Genomic DNA, 26080 nt, shown 5'->3' with positions numbered 1-26080 from the left:
AGCCTGGCAGGAAAGATTTCTTGCAGGCTTTTACAATCAATAGGCTCGTTATTCGTTTGCGATTTTTTCTTGGAATTTTTGATAAAGTGTTGTCGCGATCTCACCCGGTTTTCCCGTGCCAATTTTTTGCCCGTCTACGGTCACGATTGGTAAAATTTCAGAAGTTGTGCTCGTAATGAAGACTTCATCGCTTTCAAGTACATCCTCTTTCGTAAACTTTTCTTCTACTAATGTTAAACCTTCTGTTTCAATGATCGATTTTACCGCCATTCTTGTAATTCCTGACAATATATGCTTTGATAGCGGCGTCGTATAAATTGTTCCGTTTTTGACGATGAATACGTTGGAGCTCGACCCTTCCGTCACATATTCATCACGGACTAAAATCGCTTCATAGCTTCCTTTTTCATGGGCGGTTTGTTTAGCTAAAATATTCGGCAATAAGTTAAGGGATTTAATATAGCAATTGGCCCACCGCTCATCGTCATGGAATATAGCAGAAACGCCGTTCTCCCGCAAATGATGGGGCAATTGCTTTGCAGGTCTTACGGTCATCGTTGTTGAAACAGAAACATCTGGAAACAAATGATTTCGAACGGCCACTCCGCGCGTAATTTGCAAATAGACGTCGCAATCTGTTAATGCTGATTTTTCAATTGCTTCTTTTATCAGCTGTTCATATTGCTCCAATGTTTGATCGAGTTTTAATTTAATCGCTTCAGCACTTGTCTGTAACCGCTCTAAATGCTCGCGCAGCATAAACGGCTTTTTGTTATAAACGCGGATCACCTCATACACTCCGTCGCCAAACTGGTGTCCTCTTTCATCAATCGGGATCACCGGTTCATTGAGGTCAACAAAGCGACCATTTACATAACCGATTGACATTTTCATATCCCCCTAATTTCCATAATATCTACCAACCATTGTAACATAATTATATGAATGGAGGCTTGATCAAAATCAAAAAAGATGCAATGCCTGCACATTTATGATATAAATATCATAAAACATATATGGAAAGGTGGGATTTCCATGGACGGCATCCCTCGTCCTCTAGTTAGAACGAATCAATGGACAATTGTTTTGTCTGTTTTGATCACTTGGATCACAAACGAGCCGCTTTTTCTTCTTATTCCGCTTATTGCTGGCTTGATTGGACTCATTTTTGGTGTCAATCCGATTATGGCGGCCGCTAAAACGTTTTTACGAAAACCACATTCGTCCTATCATTTAGAAGACAGATCTGATCAGCAATTCAATCAAATCATTGCCTGCACATGCTTGCTGCTAGCTTTTATCGGATTTTCTTTTCATATTGATGTTTTAGGATATATTTTTTCGATTTTAGTTTTTTCAGCGGCTTTCATTGCGATTTTAGGATTTTGCATCGGCTGCTTTATCCGGTTCCAATGGAAGCAGTATCAATATCGAAAAGCGAAAAATTCATAAGCTTCTCCCCTGATTTTAAAAATCTGGGAAAAGACGTAAAAAAGGGGCAAGAGCACCCGAACTTTACATCGCATCTTTCAACGACACTTTCAGCGTGCGTCTTGCCCTGTGAAGCCTAGTTTTAACTGTTCCTTTCGAAAGCTTTAGCTGTTGAGCTAATTCCTGTTCTTTTAAATCATAATACAATTTCAATTCTAAAATTTCGCGGTATTTCGGTTTTAGTTTCCGAATTTCTTGAGAAATGGTCTCTTTCAGCCATTCATATTCTGCTGTTTGTTCCACATTGCCCCCTTGACTGATAGATAATTCATCAAGGGGGCACGGCGTTTTCTGTTCCTTCCGAAGAAAATCTATTGCAGTTCTCGCTGCTACTGTACCGAGCCAACCAGAGATTTTTTCCATATCCTCAATTTGTTCAGCCTTTTGATAAAATTTCAAAAATGTTTCCTGCAATACATCTTCTGCCAAATGTACATCTTTCGTTATGGAAAAAGCAATCCGGTACACTTTTTTATAAAACATACAATAGATGTCTTGAAAGCTCTCTTGAGCGGATATTATATCATCCATAATTCTTCAATCCTTTTTTATTTTTTTGCCTGTTTCTTGATCGATTCAGCTATTTCTGGATGAGCAAAGCTGCCAACCTCATAATTTCCATTTTTATAAACAATGAACATAATATTTTTTCCTGAAGTCGATTCTGTTTCATCTTGCAAGCATTGCTCAATCAACTGTTTATCTACAATTTTGACCGTTTGCGGATCTTGTTCAATTTCTTTCAGCATATTTTTATAATCCAAATCGTGATTGATGTTATTCTCCGTTATGAGTATATATTGGACATCATCAGCTGTCACTCTTGCGTTTTTAACCGTTCCGTTATTCTTCATCCACTCATCGAACTCTTTAAAGCTTTTTTTCCATGGAATGAATAATTGCTTATTATTTTTTAGAATGATTTCAATTTCTCCCCAGTCTTTTCTTTCATCGGTCATATCTTCATATGTAAGATTCGCGATGTCATTTTTTAATGCTTTTAATGCTTTTGCTAGTTGATCAGAATTATTGGCAATATCCACTTTTTCAACATAGTAGTTTGGATAGTTAGAATGAAATACTATTTGTTCAACATCTTGATCGTTTACGTCTAGAACTTCATAGGTTGCTTTTTTATATTCCTTCGATTCATAAATCTCCTTCAAATATCGTTCGAACGATTTCCGATCAACTTCATATTGGCGGATCGATTTGCTTCCATTTTTTAAATAATAGACGATAAACAACGGTTCAGGTTCGGAAACATCTTTGGATCTATTTTCGGCAACGATTTCTGTATGCAGCTTTTGAATTGCTTCGATTATTTTTGGTTCCTTGTAAATGAATCTATTAGTCATCTTGTCATCGAAGTACCAAAAGTTGCTGAAAAATACCGACTGTATTTCTGCAACTCTCGGAACCTTTTTCTCATATCCTCCCGCACCAGAACCGGTCAAAATGAATACGAGTATCACTGCAATAAAATAAATAAACAATCCTTTTAATTTAGGCTTGATTCGCCACGTCTGCTGCAAGATCATTTCAGCTATAAAGTAACCGATAAGTGCACCTACTACATATCCAGTACAAATCCATAATAAGCTTCCTCTATAGTCAATAATGCCAAAATACATTCCGCCGAGAAGCATCGTACAAAAAGTGGCGCCATATTTAAAAACCGGTTTAAGCTTCCAGTAAATAACAGCTTGTGACACATATTCGACTGGCCGCCGTGTATACAGAAGCAAGGAAATACAGCAAAACAAGGCTGCTAGCAATAAATAAACGGCGATTTCCCACCAAGAGAAAGGCTGGAATTCGAGGGAAATCAGCCTCGTAAGCGGTGAAAAAAATTCGATCCAAAGATTATTATTCAAATAATAGCCGCTCGGAAATCCAAACAAAATGTATTGCAAATTGTACACTATAAGTTGATAAACCCCGAAAGGAAACAATAAAATAATCAATGTCAATATGGCTTGAATCGTGCTAATTCCTGTCAGCATGGCAGAGAAGGTGCCGATAGAAAACAATAATAGCGTATATGCTAAATAAGTACAAAACCATCTAACAAGGTTCAAATCACGAAAATAGCTCGACAAATCAAACACCTGTATAAAAACGGCCAATATTAGAGAAGTAATCATGACAGGTACGATTAAAAACACAACACCCGTCAGCCAATGATGCCAAAAAAGCATTTTCCGATTAATCGGAAGACTATGAAGAAAATCGCTGGATTGCTTTACATGCAGGAACCGAAACAAAAAAATGGACATAAGCACAGGTATCACGATTAACATGAATAATTGAAGTTCTTGTGCAATGGAAAACAAACTTTCATATATGTTCTCTTCATTATAATTCTCTCTCCCGGAAAACAACACCGCAATTTCCATCGGTACTGATAGAATTAGACCGATCAAAAACGCTAGTCCTACCCACCCGACAGAACGGAAATTTTGAATTAACAGCTCTTTTTTAAATAAGGATGTTTTCGATTGCATATCCTTTTTCCCCCATTTCATAAATAAAAATTTCCTCCAATGTAAGCGGGAGCAAATCGAATAAAAGAGGCTTAAAGCTTTTTATATAGCTGGAAAATTCATCAGCATTTCCTTTTACAATGAATAAATGCACGCTGCCTCTTTGTTCCTGATAGACAATTTGAAGCTGCTGCAGCATTTCCGAAGGAACGCTTCCTTGAAAGGCAATTTGCACTTTGTGTATATTCGACTTTAGGTCATCCAAATTCCGTTTTATTAGCAGTTCACCTTTATGCAAAATGCCGATATGGTCGCTTATATCCTCTACTTCCTGCAAGTTGTGGGAAGAGACGATCACAGTCATTTCTCTCGCTGCCACATCTTGGATGATTATATTTTTCATTTTTTTCCTCATGACCGGATCTAAACCGTCAAACGGCTCGTCTAAAATGAGCAGTTCAGGCATTGCGGAAAAAGCGAGCCAAAATGCCACTTGACGCTGAACTCCTTTTGACAGGCGATAAATTTTTTGCTTAAGATCTAGATCAAATACATCCTGCAATGTTTGAAATCGTTCTCTGCTGAAGGATGGATATATGTTTTCATAAAAATTCGCCATCTGTTTGATCGTATAATGAGGGAAAAAATAAGGAATATCTGTAAGGAATATGAATCTTTGCTTAATGTCTTCATTTTCAAATACAGGTTTTTTATCAATTAAAATGTCTCCCCTATCTTGTTTATACAAACCTGCGATCAGCTTCAACAGCGTCGTTTTTCCAGCGCCGTTTGAACCTAGAAGCCCGAAGATGGATCCTTTTTCAATTTGTAAATCGATGTTAGATAACACAGTCGCATTTTGAAATGTTTTATATACCTTTTTGACTTCAATCATCTCTTTTTCCCCCTTGATGATCTTTGATAATTTCCTCCATGATCTGCAGGAGCTCATCAGATTGCATCCCTAAAAATAATGCTTGTTGTGCTAATTTTTGCAAATTTTCTTTAACCATTTTCAGCTCTTCCTGATTAGATGCCTCAATCTTCTCCGAAACAAAATTTCCTTTTCCCTGAATCGAGTAAATATATCCGATCCTCTCCAGCTCACGGTAAGCTTTTTGAATTGTATTTGGATTCACCGTCAATTGCTGCGCAAGCACTCTGACGGAGGGAAGTTGTTCTCCCCCTTTCAGCACTCCGCTTACAATCATCTCTTTTATTTGATCGACAAGCTGTTCATAGATCGGTTTTCGGCTTCGAAAATCTATATCAAGCATTTTCCCGCAGCCCCCACATCTGTATTAACTGTATTATAATTCTTAATACAGATAAATCATACTTTATTATGAAAAAAATGACAATACTTTCTGGAAAAATTTTTTTGCGTCAAAAAAGCACAGCTTTTTACGCTGTGAAAGACTGTTGTCCTTTTTCAAAGTTTGATTTATATGATTGTGCTATTTAAAACAGTGAGTACATCTCTTCTAAACTATTTTCTGTCTGTTTGTAACTGGCAGATGTTCAAAACTTTTATTTGTTCGCCAACCAATGGACAGACGATGAGAAGCACCGCCTTCAACCGAAAAATTGGATTATAGTTTTCAAGCTTTTCCCAGGAAATTTTTTCTTTTGAAACGAACCGTAAGATAATGATGAACTGAGTTTTCCGCATCTGCTATTTTTTAAACGATTCTTCCTGCCGATTTTCAAATGTTGGAACAAACGATAAGTACATCTTTTCCAAACTGTACCGACATTCCCAGAATGTTTCTTGTCCATTTTCGTCCATCCAGCCTGCTTCCCGATTGATTAAAGTGCACCAGAAAAGGAGTTTACTATATAAAAAAACAAATAGTAGGAGATTCAGCATGTATTTATCCTTGTTGCTCTCAAATGAGGCTTCAACAATGTGAAACCCGAAAAAAACATATTAAGATTAGTAGCACAGACCACGACCAATGTCTGTGCTGCTATTTTTTTAGTAGAAGTGGAGAAAAGGTCGTGACAGCCTAAAGAACGATAGGTTCGCATTGAAATAACTGGCCTACTTCACGGACCTTATAAGATCAGGTTTAATATGTTGAATCCATGAGATCGTGGATAAGAAAAAGGAATCGTTAACGCCAACGACGCATTGGAAACAATCATTTTGTAGAATATTACGACAAATTAAAAACGCAACCTTATAACAAATGTCATAAAGTTGCGTCCATCGCTTGTGTGAATAAGTTATTGAAGTGTCTCTTCCATCTTAATACACACATTTTAACGTACAATTACGAAATCGCATCAGCAACTTCGCAATTGTTCAGGAAAAATATAACATATTTGATCTAGTGAAAAAAACAAAAATCGTTAGATCTATTAGGCATGCGTAAATTTATTTAGGAGGAAGGGGTACCACTGCCTCCTAAATAAATCCACTGAAACAAATAGTTACGAAAAACTCTTGACTAATTGTAAGAAGGGGCTCTCCGTTGAGTTCCTAAAATGAAGGATTTTGGAGAAATACTGCTGTGAAGGACAAAAATAATCGAATAAAATTTGTAAATGGCCTTCATAGAGGCAATGAGGTCCAACAAGAAGCAATTGTATATGCTGAAAAACTTTTGAAGAACCGAATTCAGAAAGAGAGCATAAGAAAAGTCCTTCATAAGACTTCTGAAGGATATAAACAAGATTGGAAAAATGGCCTGTCCGATAAGTTCCTAAAATGAAGGGGCTTCAAAAAGTCAGTTAACTCTGACTTTTTGGGCTGCCCCCCTGGAGGAAACGGCTCAGCTCTCTTTTTCTAGTTTTACTTCGCGATTTGATCTTTTATTGGTTCCGCTTTAAGCAGCATTTCATTTTTCTTAACATCATACAAACCAAATGGAATAAGACGAAGACCGGGCAAGAAATCACAAGTTAAAAACAATAGCGTATATAAAATGTCATGGAATGGGAATCCTCTTTGCTGCACGGCTGCTAACAGCTCATCATGATATCGAACAGCTTGATCAAATGATGAATCGTCCGTCATCATGCCGGTAAATGGAAGAGGTATTTCAACCACAATGTCCTCGCCATCAACAATGACGATTCCTCCTCCTAGTTCATGCACTCTTTTAGCCGCCTGGGCCATCGCTTTTGGATTTCTTCCGATCACAAGCAATTCTGTTGTAGTATTGTAAGTTGACGCCATCCCATCTAGATGAACGGCAAATCGTTCTAATATCGCTTTCGACACCCACTTTCCGTTCCGGTCAATTAACGATGCATACAATAAGCCTTCTTCACCGGAAATATCTGCGAATCCCTCTGCTTCTGGAAGCTTAACATCTTTTCGCTGCGTAATGACATTGCTTTTAAAATAAGCGACCGGAACAGTTTGTTCAGTACTTGAATATGGGTAACGGTACAAGTTTAAATCGTCCAAAAGTTGCTTCGAAAACGCAAATGGCTCCCGGACAACATATTGATTCCAATTTAGTTTTGGTGTCGACACAAGCAAATTTCCTTGCTCGGCTACGACTTCACCTCTTGAAATGACGATATCCGGCCGAAAATATTTCAAATCTGGAAGAAGTAAAATGTCTGCCAATTTTCCTGGAGCAATCCCGCCGATATAATCATCTAATCGCAAATAAACGGCTGCATTGATCGTAGCCATTTGCAACGCGTTTATGACCGGCACTCCTAATTCTACAGCTCTTCTGATCAATCCATCGACAAAGCCTTCTTTTTCGATAAACCCAGGGTGTGGACCGTCGGTTGTCATCGTAATTCGATGTGTACTGACTTTCCCTTCTGTAATCATTTTTATAACTTCAGGGAAATCAGGGCGAAGCGAGCTGTTGCGTAAAGTCGTCCACATTCCCAACCGCAGCCTGTCCAGCGCCTCTTTTGCCGTTATTGCTTCATGACAAGCGCTGACTCCGCTCGCAGCAATGGAAATCAATTTTTCATATGAACAGCCCGCTGTATGACCGTCCACGACTTTCCCTTTCTGTTTTGCCACTTCAATTGTATCAAGCAAAAAGGAATCAGCCTGATACAAAAGCGGCCATCTTGTGACCTCCGCTGTTCCGACAACTTCTTCTAATTCTAAAAGCTCTTGGACATCCTTTTGATTAAACCATTCCCTTTCTCCTTTGAAATTCGCTTGCGAGACAAGCCGGACAAGCCAAAGAAAATTGCCCGGAAGGTCTTTCAAGTCTTTGACCATTTTTTTAAATCCAGCAGCTCCCATATGCAAATAAAAAAACAAATTGTCATTTACCGTTGTCGTTGTTCCAAGGGGAAGAACTTTCCTAGTCATACTAACAGGATTGTAGATGACCCACGGATGTGCATGCGGTTCAATAAAACCTGGTGAAACATACATCCCTTCTGCATCAATAATTTTTGTATGTTCATCGGAAAGGACATCCCGTTCGCCGACATATGCAATGGAGTCTTGATAAACAGCGACATTTTGCTTCAACAATTCTCCTGAATAGACGTTGATCACCGTACCATTTTTGATAATTAAATCTGCGGGCCTCCGTCCTTGAGCCACTTCAATTAATTCCGATCTTGACGCTTTTTGTCTCAACAGTTTCACTCCTACTCTTTTAAAAAATGTTATGAAGAAGCCGTAGGTCATCAATCGGATGTCAAATTTTTCAGAAGGTTGATTAACTTTATGATGAAGGAAGATCAAACATATGTCTACCGTTTGATCTTCCTTGCATGAAATTATCGCAATTCTGTTTGCAAATCTTCTTTTAATTTTTGCTGAAGTTCTACTTTTTTAATTTTTCCGCTCGGCGTCATTGGCAGCTCATCGACAAAAACAACTTTATCCGGTATTTTGTAGTCAGCAATTTTTCCTTTTAAATAATTTTTCATCGATTCTTCCGTTTCCAAAGCTCCGTCTTTTAATTTTACCGCCGCACATGAAATCTCTCCTAAAACAGTGTCAGGCAGCCCGATAATGGCTACTTCTACTACATTCGGATGTTTATAAAGAATTTCTTCAACTTCTCGAGGATAAATGTTGTAGCCGCCGCGGATGATCATTTCCTTCTTCCGTCCAACGATGCGGACATAACCTTGTTCATCAAGCGTCACTAAGTCACCTGTATAAAGCCAGCCATCTTGATCAATGGCTTCTTTCGTTTTTTCAGGCATGTTAAAGTAGCCTTTCATGACATTTAACCCGCGCACAGCAAGTTCGCCAATTTCTCCAGTCGGTACAGTTTGGCGATTCACATCAACAACTTTAATTTCAACTCCTGGAATCGTTCTGCCAACCGTTTCTGAACGAATGATGTCACTGTCTGTAAAGCTTGTAATTGTCACAACTGGAGATGTTTCCGTTTGACCATAGGAAATAGTTATATTGCATCCCATCTCATTTCTAATTTTTTTCACGACTTCGACAGGGCATGGTGCTGCCGCAATAATACCTGTTCTTAACGAAGATAAGTCATAGGATTTGAATTGAGGGTGATTTAATTCCAATATAAACATTGTCGGAACTCCATGGTGTATCGTAATCTTTTCTTGTTCAATCATTTTTAATACAGCTTCCGCTTTAAATTGCTCCATAAACACCATTTTGGCACAGGCAGTCACAGCTGCCAGTATGCTTGGAACCATGCCAAACACGTGAAAGACAGGAACGACCACTAAAAATACGTCATTTTCGTCGCATTGAAGCGCCTCCACTGTACATGCGGCATTATGGACAAAATTTAAATGCGTGAGCATGGCACCTTTGGGAAGTCCTGTTGTTCCTGAAGTATATAAAATGGAAAACACATCTTCTTTCGGATCGATGGACACTTCCGGCGGCAGCTTCGACTGTCCTATTTTCAGCAAATCTTCAAAGGAATGGTGACCATCTTCTTGAAACCGCACCGTAAACACCATTTCTAAAGCGCTTTCATTACTTTCCATTAAAGATTTTACCGTATGGAAATGGCCATGCTCTTCTACCACAAAAATTGCTTTTGCACCAGAATTGGCCACTATATAAGACAATTCTTCAACACGATATCGCGTATTGCATGGAACTAATATGGCGCCTATTTTTGCAATTGCAAAATATATGGCAAGAAACTCATGCCAGTTCGGCAGGCATGCAATGATGCGGTCTCCTTTCCCTATACCGAGCTGGTGGAAAGCGGAGGCGATGGAATCGGACATTTGTTTGATATCTTTGTAAGTTAAACGTTTATAGCCATCGTAAATGAATTCTTTATCAGGATAGCGCTTATATGCTTTTTCAAACACATCATGAATGGATACGTTAAGATCCACGCTACTCTCCTCCATTACATTTTTTCAATGTTCATTTATGCGCTGAGCCATGGATTGATCTGAGCCTGTTCACCAAACCCGTCTTCTTGAAGCAATTTTTTCACCTCTTCAGGTATGGGCACTGCAAATTTTTTTCCGTTTTCTTCTTTCACCCACCCCCTGAGCTCATATCCGTGCCCGGTTCTTGTATCTTCACGATATACTTCATGCTTCAGTTTTATTGTTTTCCGGTTCACTTCCATTACTTCTGTTTTAATAGTGATAATGTCGTCATAATATAACGGCTGCTCAAACGTACAGCGGACATCAAGCAGCGGAAGAATGATGCTGTATTCTTTGATGAGTTTAGCCGGAGCAAGGCCGATACTTCTAAAAAATTGATGCCCTGCAATATCAAACCATTTAAAATAATTCGGATAGTATACAATGCCGGCTGCATCCGTATCTCCAAAGTTCACCCTGAGCTGAAATTCGTTTCTTTTCAAATGTACGTACTCCTTTCAATGCTATGTCTTAAACTATTGAGCTGAATTCGATTTTAATAATTCCCGAAGTTTAAAACGCTGAATTTTTCCTGTTGCTGTTTTCGGAAGTTCGTCAATAAATTCTATAATTCGTGGGTATTTGTAGTGGGCCAGCTGCTGCTTCACGAAGTTTTTTAATTCATCTTCCATTTCTTTGGAGGGCGTTCTATCTTTTAAAACAACATATGCTTTTGGAATGACAAGATTATTTTCATTTTGCACGCTGACAACTGCAGCTTCCAGTACATTTTCATGTTGAAGAAGGCAATTTTCGACTTCTACAGGCGATACCCAAATCCCGCCAACCTTCAGCATATCGTCGGAGCGCCCGCAATACCAAAAATATCCTTCTTCGTCTTTATAATATTTGTCACCTGTATGAAGCCATTCTCCGACAAATTTTTTCTTGTTTTGCTCATGAAGGTTCCAATATCCATGTGCGATGCTGTCTCCGCGAATCAACAAATCTCCCATTTCATTTGGAGGCAATTCCCTGCCCATTTCGTCGACAATTTTTGCTTCATAACCAGGAACGACTTTTCCAGAGCTTCCTGCCTTTACATCTCCAATCCGATTGGATAAAAATATGTGGAGAGCCTCTGTTGAACCAATTCCGTCTAAAATATCGACATTGTACATTTCTTTCCATTTGCGGTAAAATGCTTTCGGAAGCGCTTCTCCAGCTGATACACAAACTCTGAGCGAGCTCAAATCGAATTGTTTTCCCGTTCGCGACACATAATCAATCATCGCTCCATATAAAGTCGGAACCCCAAAGAAAATGGTCGGTTTGTACGTTTCAATCGCCTGAAACATTGCTTCCGGAGTTGCGCGTTCTTTCACTAATACAGTTGAAGCTCCTGCTCCTAAAGGAAAGTACATTCCTCCGCCAAGGCCATAGGCGAAAAACAGTTTAGATGCGGACAAGCATCGGTCTTCTTCACTTATATGCAATATTTTTTTCGCATATGTGCTGAAAGCATATTCCATATCATGCTGCAAATGGATGACGCCCTTTGGATTACCGGTGCTTCCGGAGCTGAACAGCCAAAAGGCCTGATCGTCCTTGTTCGTCATGGCTGCATCAAGCTTTTTGCTTGCCCTATTCATCAGTTGGAGGAAATTTAAATGTGTGCCTGATTGTTCGCTTTCACTGTCCGGAATGATAATGATATCCTTCAAAAAGCAAAACCGTTCTTTGTAAACTTCAATCTTTTCCCAAATATCTTCATGGATGATTAAGCCCTTTGCCCGGCTGTTGTTTAAAAAATATTCATAATCGGATGGCTTCATCATGGTGTTGACCGGAATGGGGACAGCACCAATTTTTATGGCGCCAAAAAATGAATAAATAAATTCGGGTGTATCGTGGCAAACCATTAAAAGGCGGTCTTCCAATTTATAACCGAGCTCACGGAGCATGTTGCCTGTCTGATTGACTTTCTCCTGCAATTCATTATAGTGTATGCGCTCATCGCGATAACAAATGGCTATTTTATCGCCCAAACCTTTCTCTACACTTTCATCAATGAACCGCACTGCCGCATTGTAAAGCAAACCTAATCCGCGGAGATCCATTTTTTCACCATCCTATATATCAATTTTTTGAATAGATGAAGCGGCATTGAAGCCGCCTGAAGAAGATATATATTCAGGAGGCTTCACAATATATATGAAAAGCTAACGTTTATATCCCTTTCCAATTTGGTTTTCTCTTTTCTAAAAATGCACTTAATCCTTCTTTTGCATCCTCGGAGCGGAACAACAAGTTTTGCAGCTCTCCTTCGTAGCGGATGGCTACGTTCAATGGCATTTCCTTTCCGTTCATGATCGACAGCTTGATGTTGGAAACCGCATAGCTTGCGCTTTCAGCTATCTTTCTCGCATACTCGAGCGTCCGCTCTCTCGTTTCCGCCTGCGGGAACACTTTGTTGACGAGACCAATGTCCAGCGCTTCCTGCGGTGTCAGCGTTTCCCCTGTAATATTCATATCCAGCGCTCTCGAATACCCGATCAACCGCGCGAGCCGCTGCGTTCCTCCCGTTCCAGCCAGCACCCCAAGCGATACTTCCGGCAAGCCGATTTTTCCTGCTTCATCTCCCATAAAACGCAGATCGCAGCCTAGCGCCATTTCCAATCCTCCGCCGACTGTATGCCCTTCCAAACAGGCGATATATACTTGCGGCGAACGGGCGATTTTATCCAGCGTTTCATTACAGAACAGGCAAAACTGTGTTTTATAGCGCGGATCCGCTGCTTTTAAGAAATTGATATCCGCTCCTGCCGAGAAAAATTTCGGCACATCGCTCATCAGCACGACCACTTTTATGTTTGGATCGAAGCGAAGCTCATCGATCGCTGCGTTGAATTCTTGATAAAACTCCAGCCCATAGGCATTCGTTTTATTGATGTGAAGATGGATTTCCGCCACTCCGCTGTTTTTGACCACCGTTAAATTTTTGTTAGCAGTTGTTTCAACTGTCATCATTATTCTCCTTCCATTGTTCATTTATCATTTGAAAAATCAGGTTTGCGTTTTTCTTGAAAAGCCGCCAATCCTTCTAAACGATCCGGATGATAAATCGTTTTTTGATAACAATCCCATTCCGCTATCAGACCTTTTTCCATTAGTTCTCGAGCAAAACTGTCGACAGCCTGCTTCGCTAAACGGACAGAATGAATTGAATTTTCCGAGATTTTTTCCGCTATGTTAAGCGCTTTCAATTCTGCCTCGCCAGCTTCACAAATATATTCGACAAGTCCTATTTCATACGCTTTTTCGCCATTTATTTTTTCAGCTGTAAAAATAAGCTGCTTGGCCCTGCCGATTCCTACTAATTGCGCCAGTCGTTGAGTGCCGCCGGCTCCCGGGATTATTCCCCAAGAAACTTCCGTCAACCCGATGAGCGCCCCTTTTTCCATGACACGAATGTCACAGGCAAGAGCAAGTTCACATCCCCCTCCAAGAGCCAATCCTTTTACAGCCGCAATCGTCGGCATTGGCAAAGATGAGATATTTGTAAATGTTTTCCTGAGCAATGCGACATATTCTTCCACTTCTCGTTCGCTCATGGACTGCCTTTCTTTTAAATCCGCCCCTGCACAAAACGCTTTGCTTTCACCTCCCGTAAAAATAACTGCGCTTACATTCGAATGATCTTTTATCGTGTTTATCGCATAAGAAAGATCTTTTACTAAAAATTTGCTTAATGCGTTGGCACGTTTTGCGTTATTTAATTGAATGATAGCCACTTTGTTTTGAATTTCTAAAAGAACGCCTGATTCTGACATGAGCATCACTCACTTTGCTTGAACAAGCTGTTCCGCATTTAATTGCTGCAGCCGTTTTTCAAATTTTTCCGGGAACGAAGGAGTTTCCGGGAAATAACCTTCCTTTTTCAATTCTTCACTTTTTTCAACTTTTGCAAGCCAAGCCTTTGCTTCCTCTGCAGCCTCCCTTAATGCTTCTTGAAATCTGTAGGGGACAGCTCCTTGATCAAGAAGAAGTTGTTTTGCCCAATTTTCTGCATAGATGATATGATCGTGTTGTTCGCGGACAAGCTTTTGAATCCGTGAAGCAACCTTGGAATGACTTGTTTTTAACACCGTTTGAAAGACGATATCGATTGCGGCATTGATTGCATATAGCGAAGCAATGAGAGAAATCCAGTTTTGAACGTTTACAGCTGTTTGAAAAGCTTTTCCTGTTTGTGCTTGAATGTCAGGCTTCTTGCCTTTTACCCCTTTTAAATCAAAACACCAATTGTACAAAAGTCTTGCATGCCCCAGTTCTCCTTGAGCCATAGCTATAGCAGACAAGGTCGCTTCCAAATTCGGACCGCTTACACCAACTTCCACTAAACGGTCGCCAAGCACATATTTGTTATCCGCTATTGTCTCCAGCAATTCAATCAAAGAATGCGTTCCTTGTTCCATTACGCTCACAATGCTTCAGCTCCTTTCTCTGAAAATAGCCAATCAGGTTTTTTCACCCAATTCAGCTTGTTTCGTTCCACGACAACCATTTCGGTCCAATCCTCTTCGTCGTACGTAAACGTTGCATACACTTTTGCCAGCTCGCTGTTTTCTGCTTCTACCGTGCCGATATGCATTAAGTTGTCTCCCCGATTAATGCGGGCAAAAATATCATAGGTTATTTTTTCTGCGATCATTTTGCACTTACACCCCAATACTTTAATTTTTCCCTTCCCTCTGGGCTAAGACGGTCGACCGTCCATGGAGGATCCCATACGACATTTATGTGTACTTCCTTTACTTCTTCTTCTGCAAGAAGCCGATTTTTTATATCGCTTTCAATCCAATCCATGCAGGCGCAGGAAACGGCTGTGTATGTCATCGTCACATGCACTTCCCCGTCATTCATTTGAATGTCGTAAATGAGCCCCATATCGACAACGCTTATTGGGAATTCAGGATCCATCACCTCTTTCAGCGCCTCCCAATATTTTTTCGTATCCACAGCTTGTTTTTGCATCATACCACCTCTTTTCTCAGCTGTTCTAATTCTTTTGCCCCTTTTTGAATTCTTCCTACAAACCTTTCATTTTGCGGCCCTCTTTGTTTAAATCGTTTAATGACGTTTTCCCATGTGTCCGGCTGGTCGAACAGCCATTTTTTATTGACTGGATCAAATTTACAAGGGAATGGGACATCGAGCACATATTTTCCTTGTTCTTCATCATAATGAGCTGGAACTTTTACTCCAATTGATTCACAGAATGGAACTGCTGTCGACAGCCATTTTTGACGGAGCTCATCGTTTGTTCTTCCTTTTAAGCGGTATTCAAGCTGTGCGGATCTGGATTTTAAACGGTCTTCTACACCAAAAAATTCAAGCGCCATTAAAAACATCCAATCAACCGCTTTTTGAACTTCCTCTTGCAATTTCGGATCATTCATGGCTGTTCTCATAATGATTTCACCATTTCTAAGATGGAACAATTCTTCTTTATCAACTTTCACTAATGCGCGTTTCCATGGCCCGTAAGATGTATGCTCAAACGCATCCCCAAGCAGTGTGTAGCCGGCGCGGTCAAAGAACGCATTAAACACTCCAAGCTCAATCCAATTTGACAGTTCAAAGTCAAAGGCATAAGGGTTTTTCCATTTATTTGGGGCTCGATTGTACAATAATTCGTCTGTATCTTCGCCCAAATCTTTCAGTAGCCTGAAAGCAATATGTGCATGACCGATTTCATCCTGCATAATGGCGAGTGCTGTAATTTTGTTATTTAAAGTGGGCGCTTGATCATAAACAGTAAGGAGCGGCGGCACACTTAACAATTCTGTATCTCCGACAATAATCAACGTCTGTTTTAATGCCTTTAAATATTCCTCATTCATGTCACCGACGCCTTCAACAATAAAACCGTTTTGAATTTTTTCTTTTAAAAGGGCTGCCTGATCCATTTTTTCACCTCTTTTATATTACGTTTTTATTTATTTCGTCTGTTTAACATAATATTATTTTACAAACGCCTCTTTTGTCAAGAAAAAATAGAAAAATCAAATTTTTTTGTTAATTTAAAAAATAAAAGGTTTTTCTCCTTTCTTTCGTTCTTGTCGTTTTTACGACCGCAAAAAAAAGCGCATAGCTTTTTGCTATGCACTTATCCATTATTTATTTTGTTTATAAAAGGCAATATCGTTACGATTCTCTTTTTTAATTTGCCCTGTGAAAACTAAATACTCCAAGTGCGACAAAGTTTCTGCGATCGCAAACCGCCATTGATGCGAATTCAAGCTTTTGTGCTGGAATAAATCTTGGGCAATGTCATAGGCGGTACGGCCATCCTTCGCAAGTCGAAATATTTGATCCAAGCGCTTTTGATGATGCTGGATGATTTCTGATATTCTGTCGTCAACTCGTTCGATCAATGCCCCATGGGCAGGAAGCGCCAGGTCTACCTTCAATTGCTGTATTTTTTCAAGCGAAGATATGTAGTTTCCAAGCGGATTTTTGCTTGAACCGGGCCATATGCTAATGTTCGGAGTAATTTTATCCAAAATATGATCGGCTGCAAGCAGCAGTCTTTCTTCTCTTTGATAAAAGCAAATGTGTCCATCACTGTGACCAGGTGTCGGTATAACTTCCCATTTTCTTTCGCCTAGAATGACCTCGTCATCCTCTAGAATCGTCAATTCCGGAAACGTTACATGCTTTGCCAAACTTCTCATACTTTCTTCAATTTCATCCGCAAGATCTTCCGGTGTACCGTTTTTTCTGCACATTTCACCAATTTGCTCCGCCTGGCTGCTGTTTTTTCCCCAAACACGCTGCGCCATGGCAAAATCTTCTTTGCTTATATAAGCTTTTGCCCCTGTTCTTTCCTGCATCCACCCTGCCAACCCGAAGTGATCAGGATGAAAATGAGTGAAATAAATCGAATGAATCTGTTCATAACGAACATTCATTTGTTTCAATACTTGCTTCCAAGCTTCAATCGCTTCGGTATTATGAAATCCTGCATCAACAAGGCTCCATCCGTCTGCATCGCGCACCATATAACAATAGATGTATTTCATCGGAAAAGGGATTGGAACCGGAATGCGATATATATTTTTCCCGATTTGTTCAATATTGACCACCATTATGCACCTACTTGCTTTTATTTTAAACAATGTCCATAAAAGGGTTGATCGCTCTGTCCCGATTCGCTTCCAATTCACAATCGGGAGCTTTTTCAAATAAAGTTTCAAAATATCGAATAGCAGGTACAGACAAAAGCTGATGTACATTGAAAAATAGCTCTCTAGCTTTTAAGCCGCTCCAGTCAGCAGGCAGCAGGTCGTTCGGAAACCCCGGGTCGATAAAGAAAAAGCTGCGATATTCATGAACAAGCTTCGTTCTCTCAATAAAACATTCTTGATCTGATAATTCATTATTCCAAATGCGTTCCTTAAAATCATCATACTTTTGCCGATATTGATCAATGAATGATTCATACTCTTTGGCAATTTCGTCAAAATTCCATCCTCTATGAATCAACTCATGATTATCATGGGATACTACTGAACTGGAAGTAAATAAAATCACATACGGCTCGAGATGGTAATCTTTTATAAACTCCATCACCCGATCTTCAATAGGGTTTGGACTTGCCCACGTACCGTGCGAAATCAAGCCGAATCCCATGAGGCTCAGCTCTTTTCGAATTTGATTGCGAAGCTCCCTTTTTTCTTCCGGGACCGAATAGGTCAAAATTCTCCAATTCCCATCCCATTTGTAATTTCTCATTGAATAAACGCGGGCAAACCCGTCCATCATCGTTCTCTTCCCTTTATTTGTAAGAGAATAATAGCTTTTATTGCCAATTTTGCGAACTTTAAAAAAGCCTTGCTGAACCATTCTTAACGTGGCTCCCCGTATCGAAGATTCAGAAATGCCGAAATGGGACATCATTTGAATTAAGCTGCCAATCCAAACTTCTGTGCTGTAATGCTGAATGTACTCACCGAATAGTGTAAACATTAATGATCTTGGCTTCATTTTCTTACACCCGTCTTTTTCCTGAATTTTGCTTTTATTTTTATTATGCTGGATGGAATTCCATTTTTACAAGTTTTTTCTTCAAGATAGGGAGCCTTTTAATCTATTTTTTTATAAGTCTGAAGCTGTTTAAATCGACTCTGCCAATCAGAAAAAAAACGCCTCCTCCTTGAGGAAGGCATATGACTTGTCTTTAAATTTCCGCATTATTTTCTGGATGAAAAAATACCGGCCGTTTATGGCCGATATGCTGCGTCCTTCTTTTTTATATCCCTTTCCAATTTGGTTTTCTCTTTTCTAAAAATGCGCTTAATCCTTCTTTTGCATCCTCGGAGCGGAACAACAAGTTTTGCAGCTCTCCTTCGTAGCGGATGGCTACGTTCAATGGCATTTCCTTTCCGTTCATGATCGACAGCTTGATGTTGGAAACCGCATAGCTTGCGCTTTCAGCTATCCTTCTCGCATACTCGAGCGTCCGCTCTCTCGTTTCCGCCTGCGGGAACACTTTGTTGACGAGACCAATGTCCAGCGCTTCCTGCGGTGTCAGCGTTTCCCCAGTTATGTTCATATCCAGCGCTCTCGAATACCCGATCAACCGCGCGAGCCGCTGCGTTCCTCCCGTTCCAGCCAGCACCCCAAGCGATACTTCCGGCAAGCCGATTTTTCCTGCTTCATCTCCCATAAAGCGCAGATCGCAGCCTAGCGCCATTTCCAATCCTCCGCCGACTGTATGCCCTTCCAAACAGGCGATATATACTTGCGGCGAACGGGCGATTTTATCCAGCGTTTCATTACAGAACAGGCAAAACTGTGTTTTATAGCGCGGATCCGCTGCTTTTAAGAAATTGATATCCGCTCCTGCCGAGAAAAATTTCGGCACATCGCTCATCAGCACGACCACTTTTATGTTTGGATCGAAGCGAAGCTCATCGATCGCTGCGTTGAATTCTTGGTAAAACTCCAGTCCATAGGCATTCGTTTTATTGATGTGAAGATGGATTTCCGCCACTCCGCTGTTTTTGATCACCGTTAAATTTTTCTTTTCTATTGCTACTGTATCTGACATTGCAATTCCTCCTTTATTTATACGTTTAATATTTTATCGTTTCATAAACATAATATACTAAATATTCTAATAATTCAATAGAAATTATATTTTTTTTAAACGATCTTTTTTTATACATATAATTAGAGTCCAAAGAGATTTAATGGTTTGCTGCCGATATAAGAAACAACGCTTTTCGTTTCCGTGTACAAATTCAATGTTTCCAATGCCAGCTCCCGGCCAAATCCCGATTGCTTATAGCCTCCAAAAGGTGTTCCAGGAAATGCAGAAATTGGCGAATTCACCATAACAATTCCTGCCTTTATTTGTGCCGCAACACGGTGTGCCTTTCCATGATCGTTCGTCCATATAGCCGAACCTAATCCAAAAATGGAATCATTTGCTTGTCGGATCACATCTTGCTCGTCGCTGAATTTCATAACAACTACGACAGGCCCAAAAATTTCCTCTTGTGCAACTCTCATATCATTTGTGACATCCCCGATAACCGTCGGCAAATACCAATACCCTTTTTCATACTCTCCGCCTTCCGGTATTTTGCCGCCGTATAAAATTTTTCCGCCCTCTTCCACCGCTAATTTCACGTAATGATCAATTGTTTGCTGATGACTTTTGGAAATGACGGCCCCCATATGCACGCCTTCATCAAACGGATTTCCTACTCGTATACGGGAAGCTTTTTCGAGAAATTTTTCCATAAATTCATCATAAATGTTTTCATGAACAAACAAGCGAGATCTTGCTTCACAAGATTGTCCTGTGTTGTAAAAAATTCCATAAAGCGAACCGTTTACGGCTCCTTCCAGATCACAATCGTCAAAGACGATGTTCGGCGATTTTCCTCCTAATTCCAAAGTTACCCGTTTTAACGTTTCAGAAGCGCGCTTCATAATGTCCTTTCCGGTTTCCGTTTCGCCTGTAAACGCAACTTTGTCGATTCCAGGATGCTCCGTCATATATGGTCCGATTTCAGACCCGCTGCCTGTAATGACGTTCAGGACTCCTGCCGGAACACCTGCTTCATGGCATATTTCCGCAAGCATATAGGCTGTAATTGGAGTGTAGCTAGCAGGCTTCAAGACAACAGTGCAGCCGGCAGCCAATGCAGGCGCCACTTTCCAAGCGGCCATCATGAGCGGATAATTCCAAGGAATAATTTGACCGCATACCCCGACTGGCTCTTTAAGAGTATAGTTAAAAAAGCCGTTTGGAACTTGATTGACATCACCTTGGAGAGTTAAGCATGCAGCGGCATAAAATTCAAAATCTTCAATCGCCTGCATAATTTGCCCCTTGGCAGCAGCAACGGTCTTTCCGCTGTTTAATACTTCAACGCGAACCAATTCTTCAAATCGCTCTCTCATCATTTCCGCTATACGGTTTAACAGGCGAGCTCTTTTCGCTGCCGTCATTCTCGGCCATTTGCCCGACTCAAATGCAGCACGGGCTGCCTCCACCGCTTTGTCAACGTCCTTCTTTGTTGCTTTGGCTACCGTTGCTATGACTTCGCCGGTTGCAGGATTATGCGTTTCGAATACTTCTCCGTTTGAGCTGTCTACATATTGTCCATTAATAAAAAGCTGATAGTGTTTTTTCATATTTTTCATTCCTTTCTATATTTTTTCGACAATCGTGGCGATTCCTTGCCCGACGCCTATGCACATCGTCGCGAGTCCATATCTAACGTCTCTTCTTTTCATTTCATGAACGAGAGTGGTAACAATTCTCGCCCCGCTGCAGCCGAGAGGATGACCTAAAGCAATTGCTCCACCGTTGACATTCACCTTTTCCATATCAAATCCCAGCTCCTTAATGCAGGCAATGGATTGGGATGCGAATGCTTCATTAATCTCGATTAAATCCAGTTGGCTGATAGATAAACCAGTTCTTTGCAGCACTTTTTTCGTTGCTGGAATCGGGCCAATCCCCATATAAGATGGATTCACCCCAGCGACAGCGGAGCCGACAATCCGTGCCAGCGGCTTAAAGCCAAGTCTTTCTGCTATCGATCTCTCCATGATTAAAAGTGCGGAAGCGCCGTCATTGATTCCAGAGGAATTTCCAGCGGTCACTGTTCCGTCTTGAACAAAAGCAGGCTTTAATTTATTCAGCTTTTCCAAAGTCGTATCAGGCCTCGGATGCTCATCTGCATCTACTATCGTTTCTTCCCCTTTTTTCCCTGTTATTGTCACCGGAACAATTTCATCTTGAAAACGCCCTTCTTGTATAGCTTTTCCGGCTTTTTTATGGCTTTCCAACGCAAATTCATCTTGCTCCTGCCTCGAAATTTGATAGCGCGCAGCTACATTTTCAGCCGTCTCGCCAAGACTGATCGGCGGATACATTTCCGCTAATTTATCATTGACAAGCCGCCAGCCGAGAGTTGTATCATAAAAAGTTGGCGTGTCCCTCATTCCAGAAAGCTGCGGCTTCATCATGACATATGGAGCTCTTGTCATGCTTTCGGTTCCGCCTGCAATATAGACGTCTCCCAATCCGCCTTGAATCGCCAGCGCTGCTTGATTAATTGCTTCCAGACCCGATCCGCATAAACGGTTGACGGTCACGCCTGGAACTGTTTCAGGCAAACCCGCAAGAAGCACGGCCATTCTTGCCACATTGCGATTATCTTCTCCGGCTTGATTAGCGCAGCCAAAAATTACATCCTCCACATCGGAAGGATCAATCGGATTTCGCTTGAGCAGCTCTCTTACGACGTGAGCTGCCAAATCGTCCGGGCGGACCTCTCTTAATGCCCCGTTGAACCTGCCGATCGGGGTTCGGACAGCATCAACAATCACAGCTTCTTTCATTTTCTTACCCCCATTTTGACCGTTTTTTCAGGCATTTTGATTCATTTTGAACTTTTCCCGAAGTTACCATCATCAACTGGAATTTTTAATCATATTGATAAAAGCCTCTTCCCGTTTTCTTTCCGAACCATTTGGCATACACCATCTTTTTGATAAATGGAGCAGGCCGGTAGCGGTCCTCCCCTGTTTCTTTAAACATTCCGGCTAAAACAGCATAAACATCATCAATACCGATATGATCCGCCCAGCGAAGGGGGCCCATCGGGTAATTCGTTCCTTTCATCATTGCTTTGTCTATGTCCTCTGCACTTGCAACACCTTCTGTTAAAGCAAAAGCAGCTTCATTAATAATTAATGATAAAATTCTAGGAAATACTAATCCTACACCGTCTTCCACTACTTCGACCTCTTTTCCAACTTCTTCAAAAAACTGCTTAGCTTTCTCAACATTTTCTTTTTCGGTTTGCAAAGCCGGTGCAAGTTCGACAAGTTCACAATCTTCCCAAGGGAAAAATGCGGCAAATCCGACTAATCGTTCAGGATGTTGGAGCCAAGAAGCGGTTTCTGTTGCTGTTACACCAAGACATGTAGACAAAATGACCGTTTCCTTTGGCAATGTTTTTTCGATTTCGACCAATAGTTTTTTCTTTTGGTCGATGTCGAGATTTGTCGTTTCGATCACAATATCAAAATTTGAATGTACAGCCGATTGATCTTCGAGCTGATGGCCTGTTTCGCGCAATTGCGCTATGATCGAATCGGCTAAAGAGCCTTCTCCAGCTACTTTTACAGTGAATGATTTAGTTTTCATAGGGATAATATCCTTCACCGGCCTTTCTGCCAAGCTTACCTGACTGAACCATGCGCTGCTGCAAATAATGAGGACGAAATCTTTCCTCTCCGAAAAAACTATTGTAGACGGTTTCCGTTGTGGAAAAATTCACATCAATACCAATTAAATCTTGCAGTTCAAAAGGACCCATCTTAAAACGTCCAGCCTTTTTCATGATCCTGTCAATCTGTTCGGGCTTCGCCAAACGTTCACCTGCAATTTTCAATGCTTCATTGTAAAAAGGACGGGCAATTCTGTTTACAATAAATCCCGGTGTATCTTCGCAAACAACCGGATCTTTATGAAGAGAAGAGACAAATTGTGCAAGCTTTTTCAACGTGTCCTCAGACGTTTTCACCCCTCTTACGATTTCTACTAAAGGCATTAGCGGAACCGGATTAAAAAAATGAAGACCTGCCACTCTTTCCCCTGTTTTGGTAACGCTTGCAATTTCAGTGACAGAAAACGATGATGTGTTGGTGGTTAAAATGGTTTGTTCTGGACAATGTTCATCCAGCGCTTGGAAAATTTCTTTTTTAATATTGATTTTTTCCGGAACTGCTTCAATCACAAGATCACACGCTTTCATCAGCGATAAATCGGTGCAAGTCTCAATTCGTGATATTGAATCTTGAAACGTTTGTTCCTCCATTTTTCCCTTTTCTACTAATCTGTTAAGGCGTTTTTTAATTTGAGTAAATGCTTTCTGAACGATCGCATCATTTAAATCATAAAGAAATACACGAAATCCATGCTGCACACACGTTTGGGCAATGCCAGAGCCCATCGTTCCGCTTCCTACAACTCCAACCGTTTGGATCGTCAAACAGACTACACCCCCTTGTTCAAATCATTTTGCCATCTTATAAATTCAAAAACGCTTTTACATTGGTTGCAGTAATATTGAGAAACGAGCTGAGCAGTGCCGAAAACAGCTATTTTCTTAACATTTGTAGAATCGCAAAAGGAACAGTGCACCACATATTTGTCGGACACCGGTGTCACCTCTCTGTTATATTACGTTTTTTTTACTATCGTTTATTTAACAAAATATTAATAAAAACAACAGGTTCTGTCAACGAAAAAATTAAAATGTTATTTATTTTCTGGAAATTAAAATTAAAACGGTGGTGTCCAGAAAATCAAATCCCCATTAAAAACAAAAAATCATAAACATCGATATATCAACGTTTCTAAAACATTAAAGGGGGCGTCTATAAGGCCGGAAAATCGACTTATTAGACAGCCCCCTAAAATCAACATATGTATCATTTTTACCTATAAATGAAACGAGAGAATTTTACAGCGAGGGTGGTTTTGACGACAGCTAAACCGCGGCAGTTTTCTTTCTAGTTTCATACTGCTATGAGCGCTGGTTTCGAGAATAGTTTCATACTGCTATGAGCGCTGGTTTCGGGAAACGGTAATATGCAGAGTATGTCCATAAGTCCATAAAATAAAAGTAGAGAAAAACAGTCGTTTTCCTCTACTTCTTTCGATATGAAAGCAGCTGAAGGTTGCCTGCTGCTTTTCAGTGTGAAGTGGGCTTATGCCGCAATCCCTGCAAAATTTTTAACTGGCGATACGATCTTAAGCTTGGCTTGCTCGAATCGCTTGTTCCAGATCGTAAATAATGTCATCAACCGATTCCGTACCGACTGATAGCCGGACAAGACCAGGTGTAACCCCGGTTGCCAGCTGCTCTTCGCTCGTTAATTGCTGATGAGTCGTGCTGGCAGGATGAATAATCAACGATTTCGAATCGCCGATGTTGGCAAGGTTTGAAAATAATTGAACCGAATCGATCAGTTTTCTTCCTGCATCAACGCCGCCTTTGATTTCGAATGTCAGAATGGCTCCCTGACCTTTCGGCAAATATTTTTGTGCAAGTTCGAATGAAGGGTGATTTTTCAAACCTGGATAGCTGACAGATTCGACCGCTTCATGCTCAAGTAAATAATTCGCAACTGCAAGCGCATTTTCACTATGGCGCTGCATTCGCAAATGAAGCGTTTCAAGCCCTTGCAAGAATAAAAATGAATTGAATGGAGAAAGTGAAGCTCCAAGGTCTCTCAACAGCTGAATGCGCGCTTTCGTAATATATGCAGCTTCACCAATGTCATCAGCATAAACGAGACCATGGTAGCTTGGGTCCGGCTCGGTGAACTCAGGGAATTTGCCGCTTCCTTTCCAATCAAACTTGCCGCTGTCGACAATGACGCCTCCGATTGAATTTCCGTGTCCTCCAATAAATTTCGTAGCCGAATGAACAACTATATCTGCGCCGAATTCAATCGGACGGAGCAAGTAAGGGCTTGGAATTGTATTGTCAACGATAAGCGGAATTGAATGTTTATGAGCGATTGCTGCCACCGCTTCAATATCAAGCACATCCCCTCTTGGGTTTCCGATCGTCTCGGCAAATATTGCTTTTGTCTTTTCAGTAATCGCTGCTTCAAGATTTTGCGGATCCGTCGTATCGGCAAATTTTACCGTGATGCCAAACTTCGGCAAAGTATGTGTGAACAAATTATAGGTTCCGCCATATAAGCTAAATGAAGAAACAATTTCATCGCCGCTTCCAGCAATATTCAAAATCGAATAAAAAACAGCAGCTTGTCCAGATGAAAGCGCCAGCGCCCCAATTCCGCCTTCAAGCGCAGCTACACGCTTTTCAAATACATCAGTCGTTGGATTCATGATCCTTGTGTAAATATTTCCTTCTTTCTTTAAACTGAATAAATCTGCCCCATGCTGACTGTCTTCAAATACATACGAAGTCGTTTGGTAGATCGGAACAGCTCTCGACAAAGTCGTCGGATCAGGCACCTGTCCTGCATGTACAGCTAGCGTTTCGGGCTGAAGTTTTCTTTCGTTTGACATAGTTTATTTCTCCCTTCAATTCTAAACTTATATATTCGCAAAATTAAACCTACTAAAATAATAGGTTTAATTATATATAAATAAAATGTACTGCTTGTTCAGCCGGATGTCAATTACTTATCAAAACTTTCAAAAATTTTTTAGACTTCTTCAGTATAGCATAAAATCTCAATTGGAAGATAAACTT

At 40.6% G+C, this 26080-nt stretch carries 25 protein-coding genes and 1 pseudogene; 2 read left to right on the top strand and 24 right to left on the bottom strand.

Going from position 1 to position 26080, the window contains the following annotated elements; translation table 11 throughout:
- Positions 1-48: 48 nt before the first annotated feature.
- Positions 49-888 carry a D-amino-acid transaminase gene (dat, locus tag RI196_RS06540; protein WP_063389417.1) on the bottom strand — a complete coding sequence of 280 codons (840 nt, stop codon included), beginning with the start codon at positions 886-888 and terminating at the stop codon, positions 49-51.
- Positions 889-1035: 147 nt separating this feature from the next.
- On the opposite strand from dat, the gene RI196_RS06535 reads away from it, so the two are divergent.
- Positions 1036-1452: a DUF4395 domain-containing protein gene (locus tag RI196_RS06535; RefSeq protein ID WP_063389418.1), complete on the top strand. Its 417-nt coding sequence runs from the start codon at positions 1036-1038 to the stop codon at positions 1450-1452.
- 63 nt (positions 1453-1515) lie between these two features.
- Here RI196_RS06535 and RI196_RS06530 read toward each other — a convergent pair whose 3' ends face one another.
- From RI196_RS06530 to RI196_RS06515, 4 genes are read right to left on the bottom strand one after another with little or no spacing between them, the layout of a single operon-like run.
- The gene (locus RI196_RS06530; RefSeq protein WP_063389419.1) at positions 1516-2022 is read right to left on the bottom strand and encodes an RNA polymerase sigma factor; all 507 of its coding nucleotides are present in this window, start codon (positions 2020-2022) and stop codon (positions 1516-1518) included.
- A 17-nt stretch (positions 2023-2039) separates the two neighbouring features.
- Positions 2040-3998, bottom strand: coding sequence for a DUF6449 domain-containing protein (locus RI196_RS06525; protein ID WP_311067111.1), 1959 nt, complete (start codon positions 3996-3998; stop codon positions 2040-2042).
- Positions 3973-4872, bottom strand: a complete 900-nt coding sequence (locus RI196_RS06520) for an ABC transporter ATP-binding protein (protein WP_063389421.1) — start codon at positions 4870-4872, stop codon at positions 3973-3975. The genes RI196_RS06525 and RI196_RS06520 overlap by 26 nt, the downstream gene beginning before the upstream one ends.
- Positions 4865-5254 (bottom strand): GntR family transcriptional regulator, encoded by a 390-nt coding sequence (locus RI196_RS06515; protein ID WP_063389422.1) that lies wholly within the window; start codon positions 5252-5254, stop codon positions 4865-4867. Before RI196_RS06515 ends, RI196_RS06520 begins: the two co-directional genes overlap by 8 nt.
- A gap of 844 nt (positions 5255-6098) precedes the next feature.
- Between RI196_RS06515 and RI196_RS06510 the strand changes: the two are divergent.
- A pseudogene (locus tag RI196_RS06510) lies at positions 6099-6314 on the top strand (hypothetical protein); the annotation flags it as partial.
- Positions 6315-6774: 460 nt separating this feature from the next.
- Here RI196_RS06510 and RI196_RS06505 read toward each other — a convergent pair.
- The 19 genes from RI196_RS06505 to RI196_RS06420 form a co-directional block, all read right to left on the bottom strand.
- Complete coding sequence (locus RI196_RS06505) at positions 6775-8553, bottom strand: adenine deaminase C-terminal domain-containing protein (protein ID WP_066251041.1); 1779 nt, start codon at positions 8551-8553, stop codon at positions 6775-6777.
- Positions 8554-8696: 143 nt separating this feature from the next.
- Positions 8697-10265: a long-chain-fatty-acid--CoA ligase gene (locus RI196_RS06500; RefSeq protein WP_311067110.1), complete on the bottom strand. Its 1569-nt coding sequence runs from the start codon at positions 10263-10265 to the stop codon at positions 8697-8699.
- A 35-nt stretch (positions 10266-10300) separates the two neighbouring features.
- Positions 10301-10750 (bottom strand): acyl-CoA thioesterase, encoded by a 450-nt coding sequence (locus RI196_RS06495; RefSeq protein ID WP_063389426.1) that lies wholly within the window; start codon positions 10748-10750, stop codon positions 10301-10303.
- Between the two features lie 33 nt (positions 10751-10783).
- Positions 10784-12367 (bottom strand): benzoate-CoA ligase family protein, encoded by a 1584-nt coding sequence (locus RI196_RS06490; RefSeq protein WP_094245477.1) that lies wholly within the window; start codon positions 12365-12367, stop codon positions 10784-10786.
- A 109-nt stretch (positions 12368-12476) separates the two neighbouring features.
- The gene (locus RI196_RS06485; protein ID WP_144598246.1) at positions 12477-13277 is read right to left on the bottom strand and encodes an enoyl-CoA hydratase/isomerase family protein; all 801 of its coding nucleotides are present in this window, start codon (positions 13275-13277) and stop codon (positions 12477-12479) included.
- Positions 13278-13294: 17 nt separating this feature from the next.
- Positions 13295-14080, bottom strand: a complete 786-nt coding sequence (locus tag RI196_RS06480; protein WP_144598247.1) for an enoyl-CoA hydratase-related protein — start codon at positions 14078-14080, stop codon at positions 13295-13297.
- 9 nt (positions 14081-14089) lie between these two features.
- The gene (locus RI196_RS06475) at positions 14090-14734 is read right to left on the bottom strand and encodes a Phenylacetic acid catabolic protein (RefSeq protein WP_375338787.1); all 645 of its coding nucleotides are present in this window, start codon (positions 14732-14734) and stop codon (positions 14090-14092) included.
- Positions 14731-14961 (bottom strand): hypothetical protein, encoded by a 231-nt coding sequence (locus RI196_RS06470; protein WP_063388948.1) that lies wholly within the window; start codon positions 14959-14961, stop codon positions 14731-14733. The genes RI196_RS06475 and RI196_RS06470 overlap by 4 nt, the downstream gene beginning before the upstream one ends.
- Positions 14958-15284: a metal-sulfur cluster assembly factor gene (locus RI196_RS06465; RefSeq protein ID WP_144598248.1), complete on the bottom strand. Its 327-nt coding sequence runs from the start codon at positions 15282-15284 to the stop codon at positions 14958-14960. The genes RI196_RS06470 and RI196_RS06465 overlap by 4 nt, the downstream gene beginning before the upstream one ends.
- Positions 15284-16219, bottom strand: a complete 936-nt coding sequence (locus RI196_RS06460; protein WP_066251026.1) for a Phenylacetic acid catabolic protein — start codon at positions 16217-16219, stop codon at positions 15284-15286. Before RI196_RS06460 ends, RI196_RS06465 begins: the two co-directional genes overlap by 1 nt.
- 207 nt (positions 16220-16426) lie before the next feature.
- Positions 16427-17401 (bottom strand): MBL fold metallo-hydrolase, encoded by a 975-nt coding sequence (locus tag RI196_RS06455; protein ID WP_311067109.1) that lies wholly within the window; start codon positions 17399-17401, stop codon positions 16427-16429.
- A gap of 22 nt (positions 17402-17423) precedes the next feature.
- Complete coding sequence (locus RI196_RS06450; protein ID WP_066251023.1) at positions 17424-18299, bottom strand: PaaX family transcriptional regulator; 876 nt, start codon at positions 18297-18299, stop codon at positions 17424-17426.
- Between the two features lie 265 nt (positions 18300-18564).
- Positions 18565-19365: an enoyl-CoA hydratase/isomerase family protein gene (locus RI196_RS06445; protein WP_144598249.1), complete on the bottom strand. Its 801-nt coding sequence runs from the start codon at positions 19363-19365 to the stop codon at positions 18565-18567.
- A 122-nt stretch (positions 19366-19487) separates the two neighbouring features.
- On the bottom strand, positions 19488-20963 hold the full coding sequence (locus RI196_RS06440) for an aldehyde dehydrogenase family protein (protein WP_117017466.1): 1476 nt from the start codon (positions 20961-20963) through the stop codon (positions 19488-19490).
- A gap of 15 nt (positions 20964-20978) precedes the next feature.
- On the bottom strand, positions 20979-22178 hold the full coding sequence (locus RI196_RS06435) for a thiolase family protein (protein ID WP_063389429.1): 1200 nt from the start codon (positions 22176-22178) through the stop codon (positions 20979-20981).
- Positions 22179-22263: 85 nt separating this feature from the next.
- Positions 22264-22989 (bottom strand): 3-hydroxyacyl-CoA dehydrogenase family protein, encoded by a 726-nt coding sequence (locus RI196_RS06430; protein ID WP_144598250.1) that lies wholly within the window; start codon positions 22987-22989, stop codon positions 22264-22266.
- Positions 22979-23836 (bottom strand): 3-hydroxyacyl-CoA dehydrogenase NAD-binding domain-containing protein, encoded by an 858-nt coding sequence (locus RI196_RS06425; RefSeq protein WP_144598251.1) that lies wholly within the window; start codon positions 23834-23836, stop codon positions 22979-22981. The genes RI196_RS06430 and RI196_RS06425 overlap by 11 nt, the downstream gene beginning before the upstream one ends.
- Positions 23837-23841: 5 nt before the next feature.
- Positions 23842-24006 (bottom strand): PaaD-like zinc ribbon domain-containing protein, encoded by a 165-nt coding sequence (locus RI196_RS18720; protein WP_420534690.1) that lies wholly within the window; start codon positions 24004-24006, stop codon positions 23842-23844.
- 594 nt (positions 24007-24600) lie between these two features.
- The gene (locus RI196_RS06420) at positions 24601-25893 is read right to left on the bottom strand and encodes a homocysteine synthase (RefSeq protein ID WP_063389432.1); all 1293 of its coding nucleotides are present in this window, start codon (positions 25891-25893) and stop codon (positions 24601-24603) included.
- Positions 25894-26080: the final 187 nt, after the last annotated feature.

It is taken from the genome of Aeribacillus composti (assembly GCF_031760945.1).
Lineage (GTDB): Bacteria > Bacillota > Bacilli > Bacillales > Aeribacillaceae > Aeribacillus > Aeribacillus composti.
The sequence above is the reverse complement of the archived record's forward strand: the minus strand, read 5'-3'. Positions and strand labels throughout refer to the sequence as shown.

Bases quoted from the DNA above. Each gene is read 5' to 3' on its own strand.
- dat (WP_063389417.1), bottom strand. From the start codon at position 888: ATGTCAATCGGTTATGTAAATGGTCGCTTTGTTGACCTCAATGAACCG.
- RI196_RS06535 (WP_063389418.1), top strand. From the start codon at position 1,036: ATGGACGGCATCCCTCGTCCTCTAGTTAGAACGAATCAATGGACAATT.
- RI196_RS06530 (WP_063389419.1), bottom strand. From the start codon at position 2,022: ATGGATGATATAATATCCGCTCAAGAGAGCTTTCAAGACATCTATTGT.
- RI196_RS06525 (WP_311067111.1), bottom strand. From the start codon at position 3,998: ATGCAATCGAAAACATCCTTATTTAAAAAAGAGCTGTTAATTCAAAAT.
- RI196_RS06520 (WP_063389421.1), bottom strand. From the start codon at position 4,872: ATGATTGAAGTCAAAAAGGTATATAAAACATTTCAAAATGCGACTGTG.
- RI196_RS06515 (WP_063389422.1), bottom strand. From the start codon at position 5,254: ATGCTTGATATAGATTTTCGAAGCCGAAAACCGATCTATGAACAGCTT.
- RI196_RS06490 (WP_094245477.1), bottom strand. From the start codon at position 12,367: ATGGATCTCCGCGGATTAGGTTTGCTTTACAATGCGGCAGTGCGGTTC.
- RI196_RS06485 (WP_144598246.1), bottom strand. From the start codon at position 13,277: ATGATGACAGTTGAAACAACTGCTAACAAAAATTTAACGGTGGTCAAA.
- RI196_RS06480 (WP_144598247.1), bottom strand. From the start codon at position 14,080: ATGTCAGAATCAGGCGTTCTTTTAGAAATTCAAAACAAAGTGGCTATC.
- RI196_RS06470 (WP_063388948.1), bottom strand. From the start codon at position 14,961: ATGATCGCAGAAAAAATAACCTATGATATTTTTGCCCGCATTAATCGG.
- RI196_RS06465 (WP_144598248.1), bottom strand. From the start codon at position 15,284: ATGCAAAAACAAGCTGTGGATACGAAAAAATATTGGGAGGCGCTGAAA.
- RI196_RS06460 (WP_066251026.1), bottom strand. From the start codon at position 16,219: ATGGATCAGGCAGCCCTTTTAAAAGAAAAAATTCAAAACGGTTTTATT.
- RI196_RS06455 (WP_311067109.1), bottom strand. From the start codon at position 17,401: ATGGTGGTCAATATTGAACAAATCGGGAAAAATATATATCGCATTCCG.
- RI196_RS06450 (WP_066251023.1), bottom strand. From the start codon at position 18,299: ATGAAGCCAAGATCATTAATGTTTACACTATTCGGTGAGTACATTCAG.
- RI196_RS06445 (WP_144598249.1), bottom strand. From the start codon at position 19,365: ATGTCAGATACAGTAGCAATAGAAAAGAAAAATTTAACGGTGATCAAA.
- RI196_RS06440 (WP_117017466.1), bottom strand. From the start codon at position 20,963: ATGAAAAAACACTATCAGCTTTTTATTAATGGACAATATGTAGACAGC.
- RI196_RS06435 (WP_063389429.1), bottom strand. From the start codon at position 22,178: ATGAAAGAAGCTGTGATTGTTGATGCTGTCCGAACCCCGATCGGCAGG.
- RI196_RS06430 (WP_144598250.1), bottom strand. From the start codon at position 22,989: ATGAAAACTAAATCATTCACTGTAAAAGTAGCTGGAGAAGGCTCTTTA.
- RI196_RS06420 (WP_063389432.1), bottom strand. From the start codon at position 25,893: ATGTCAAACGAAAGAAAACTTCAGCCCGAAACGCTAGCTGTACATGCA.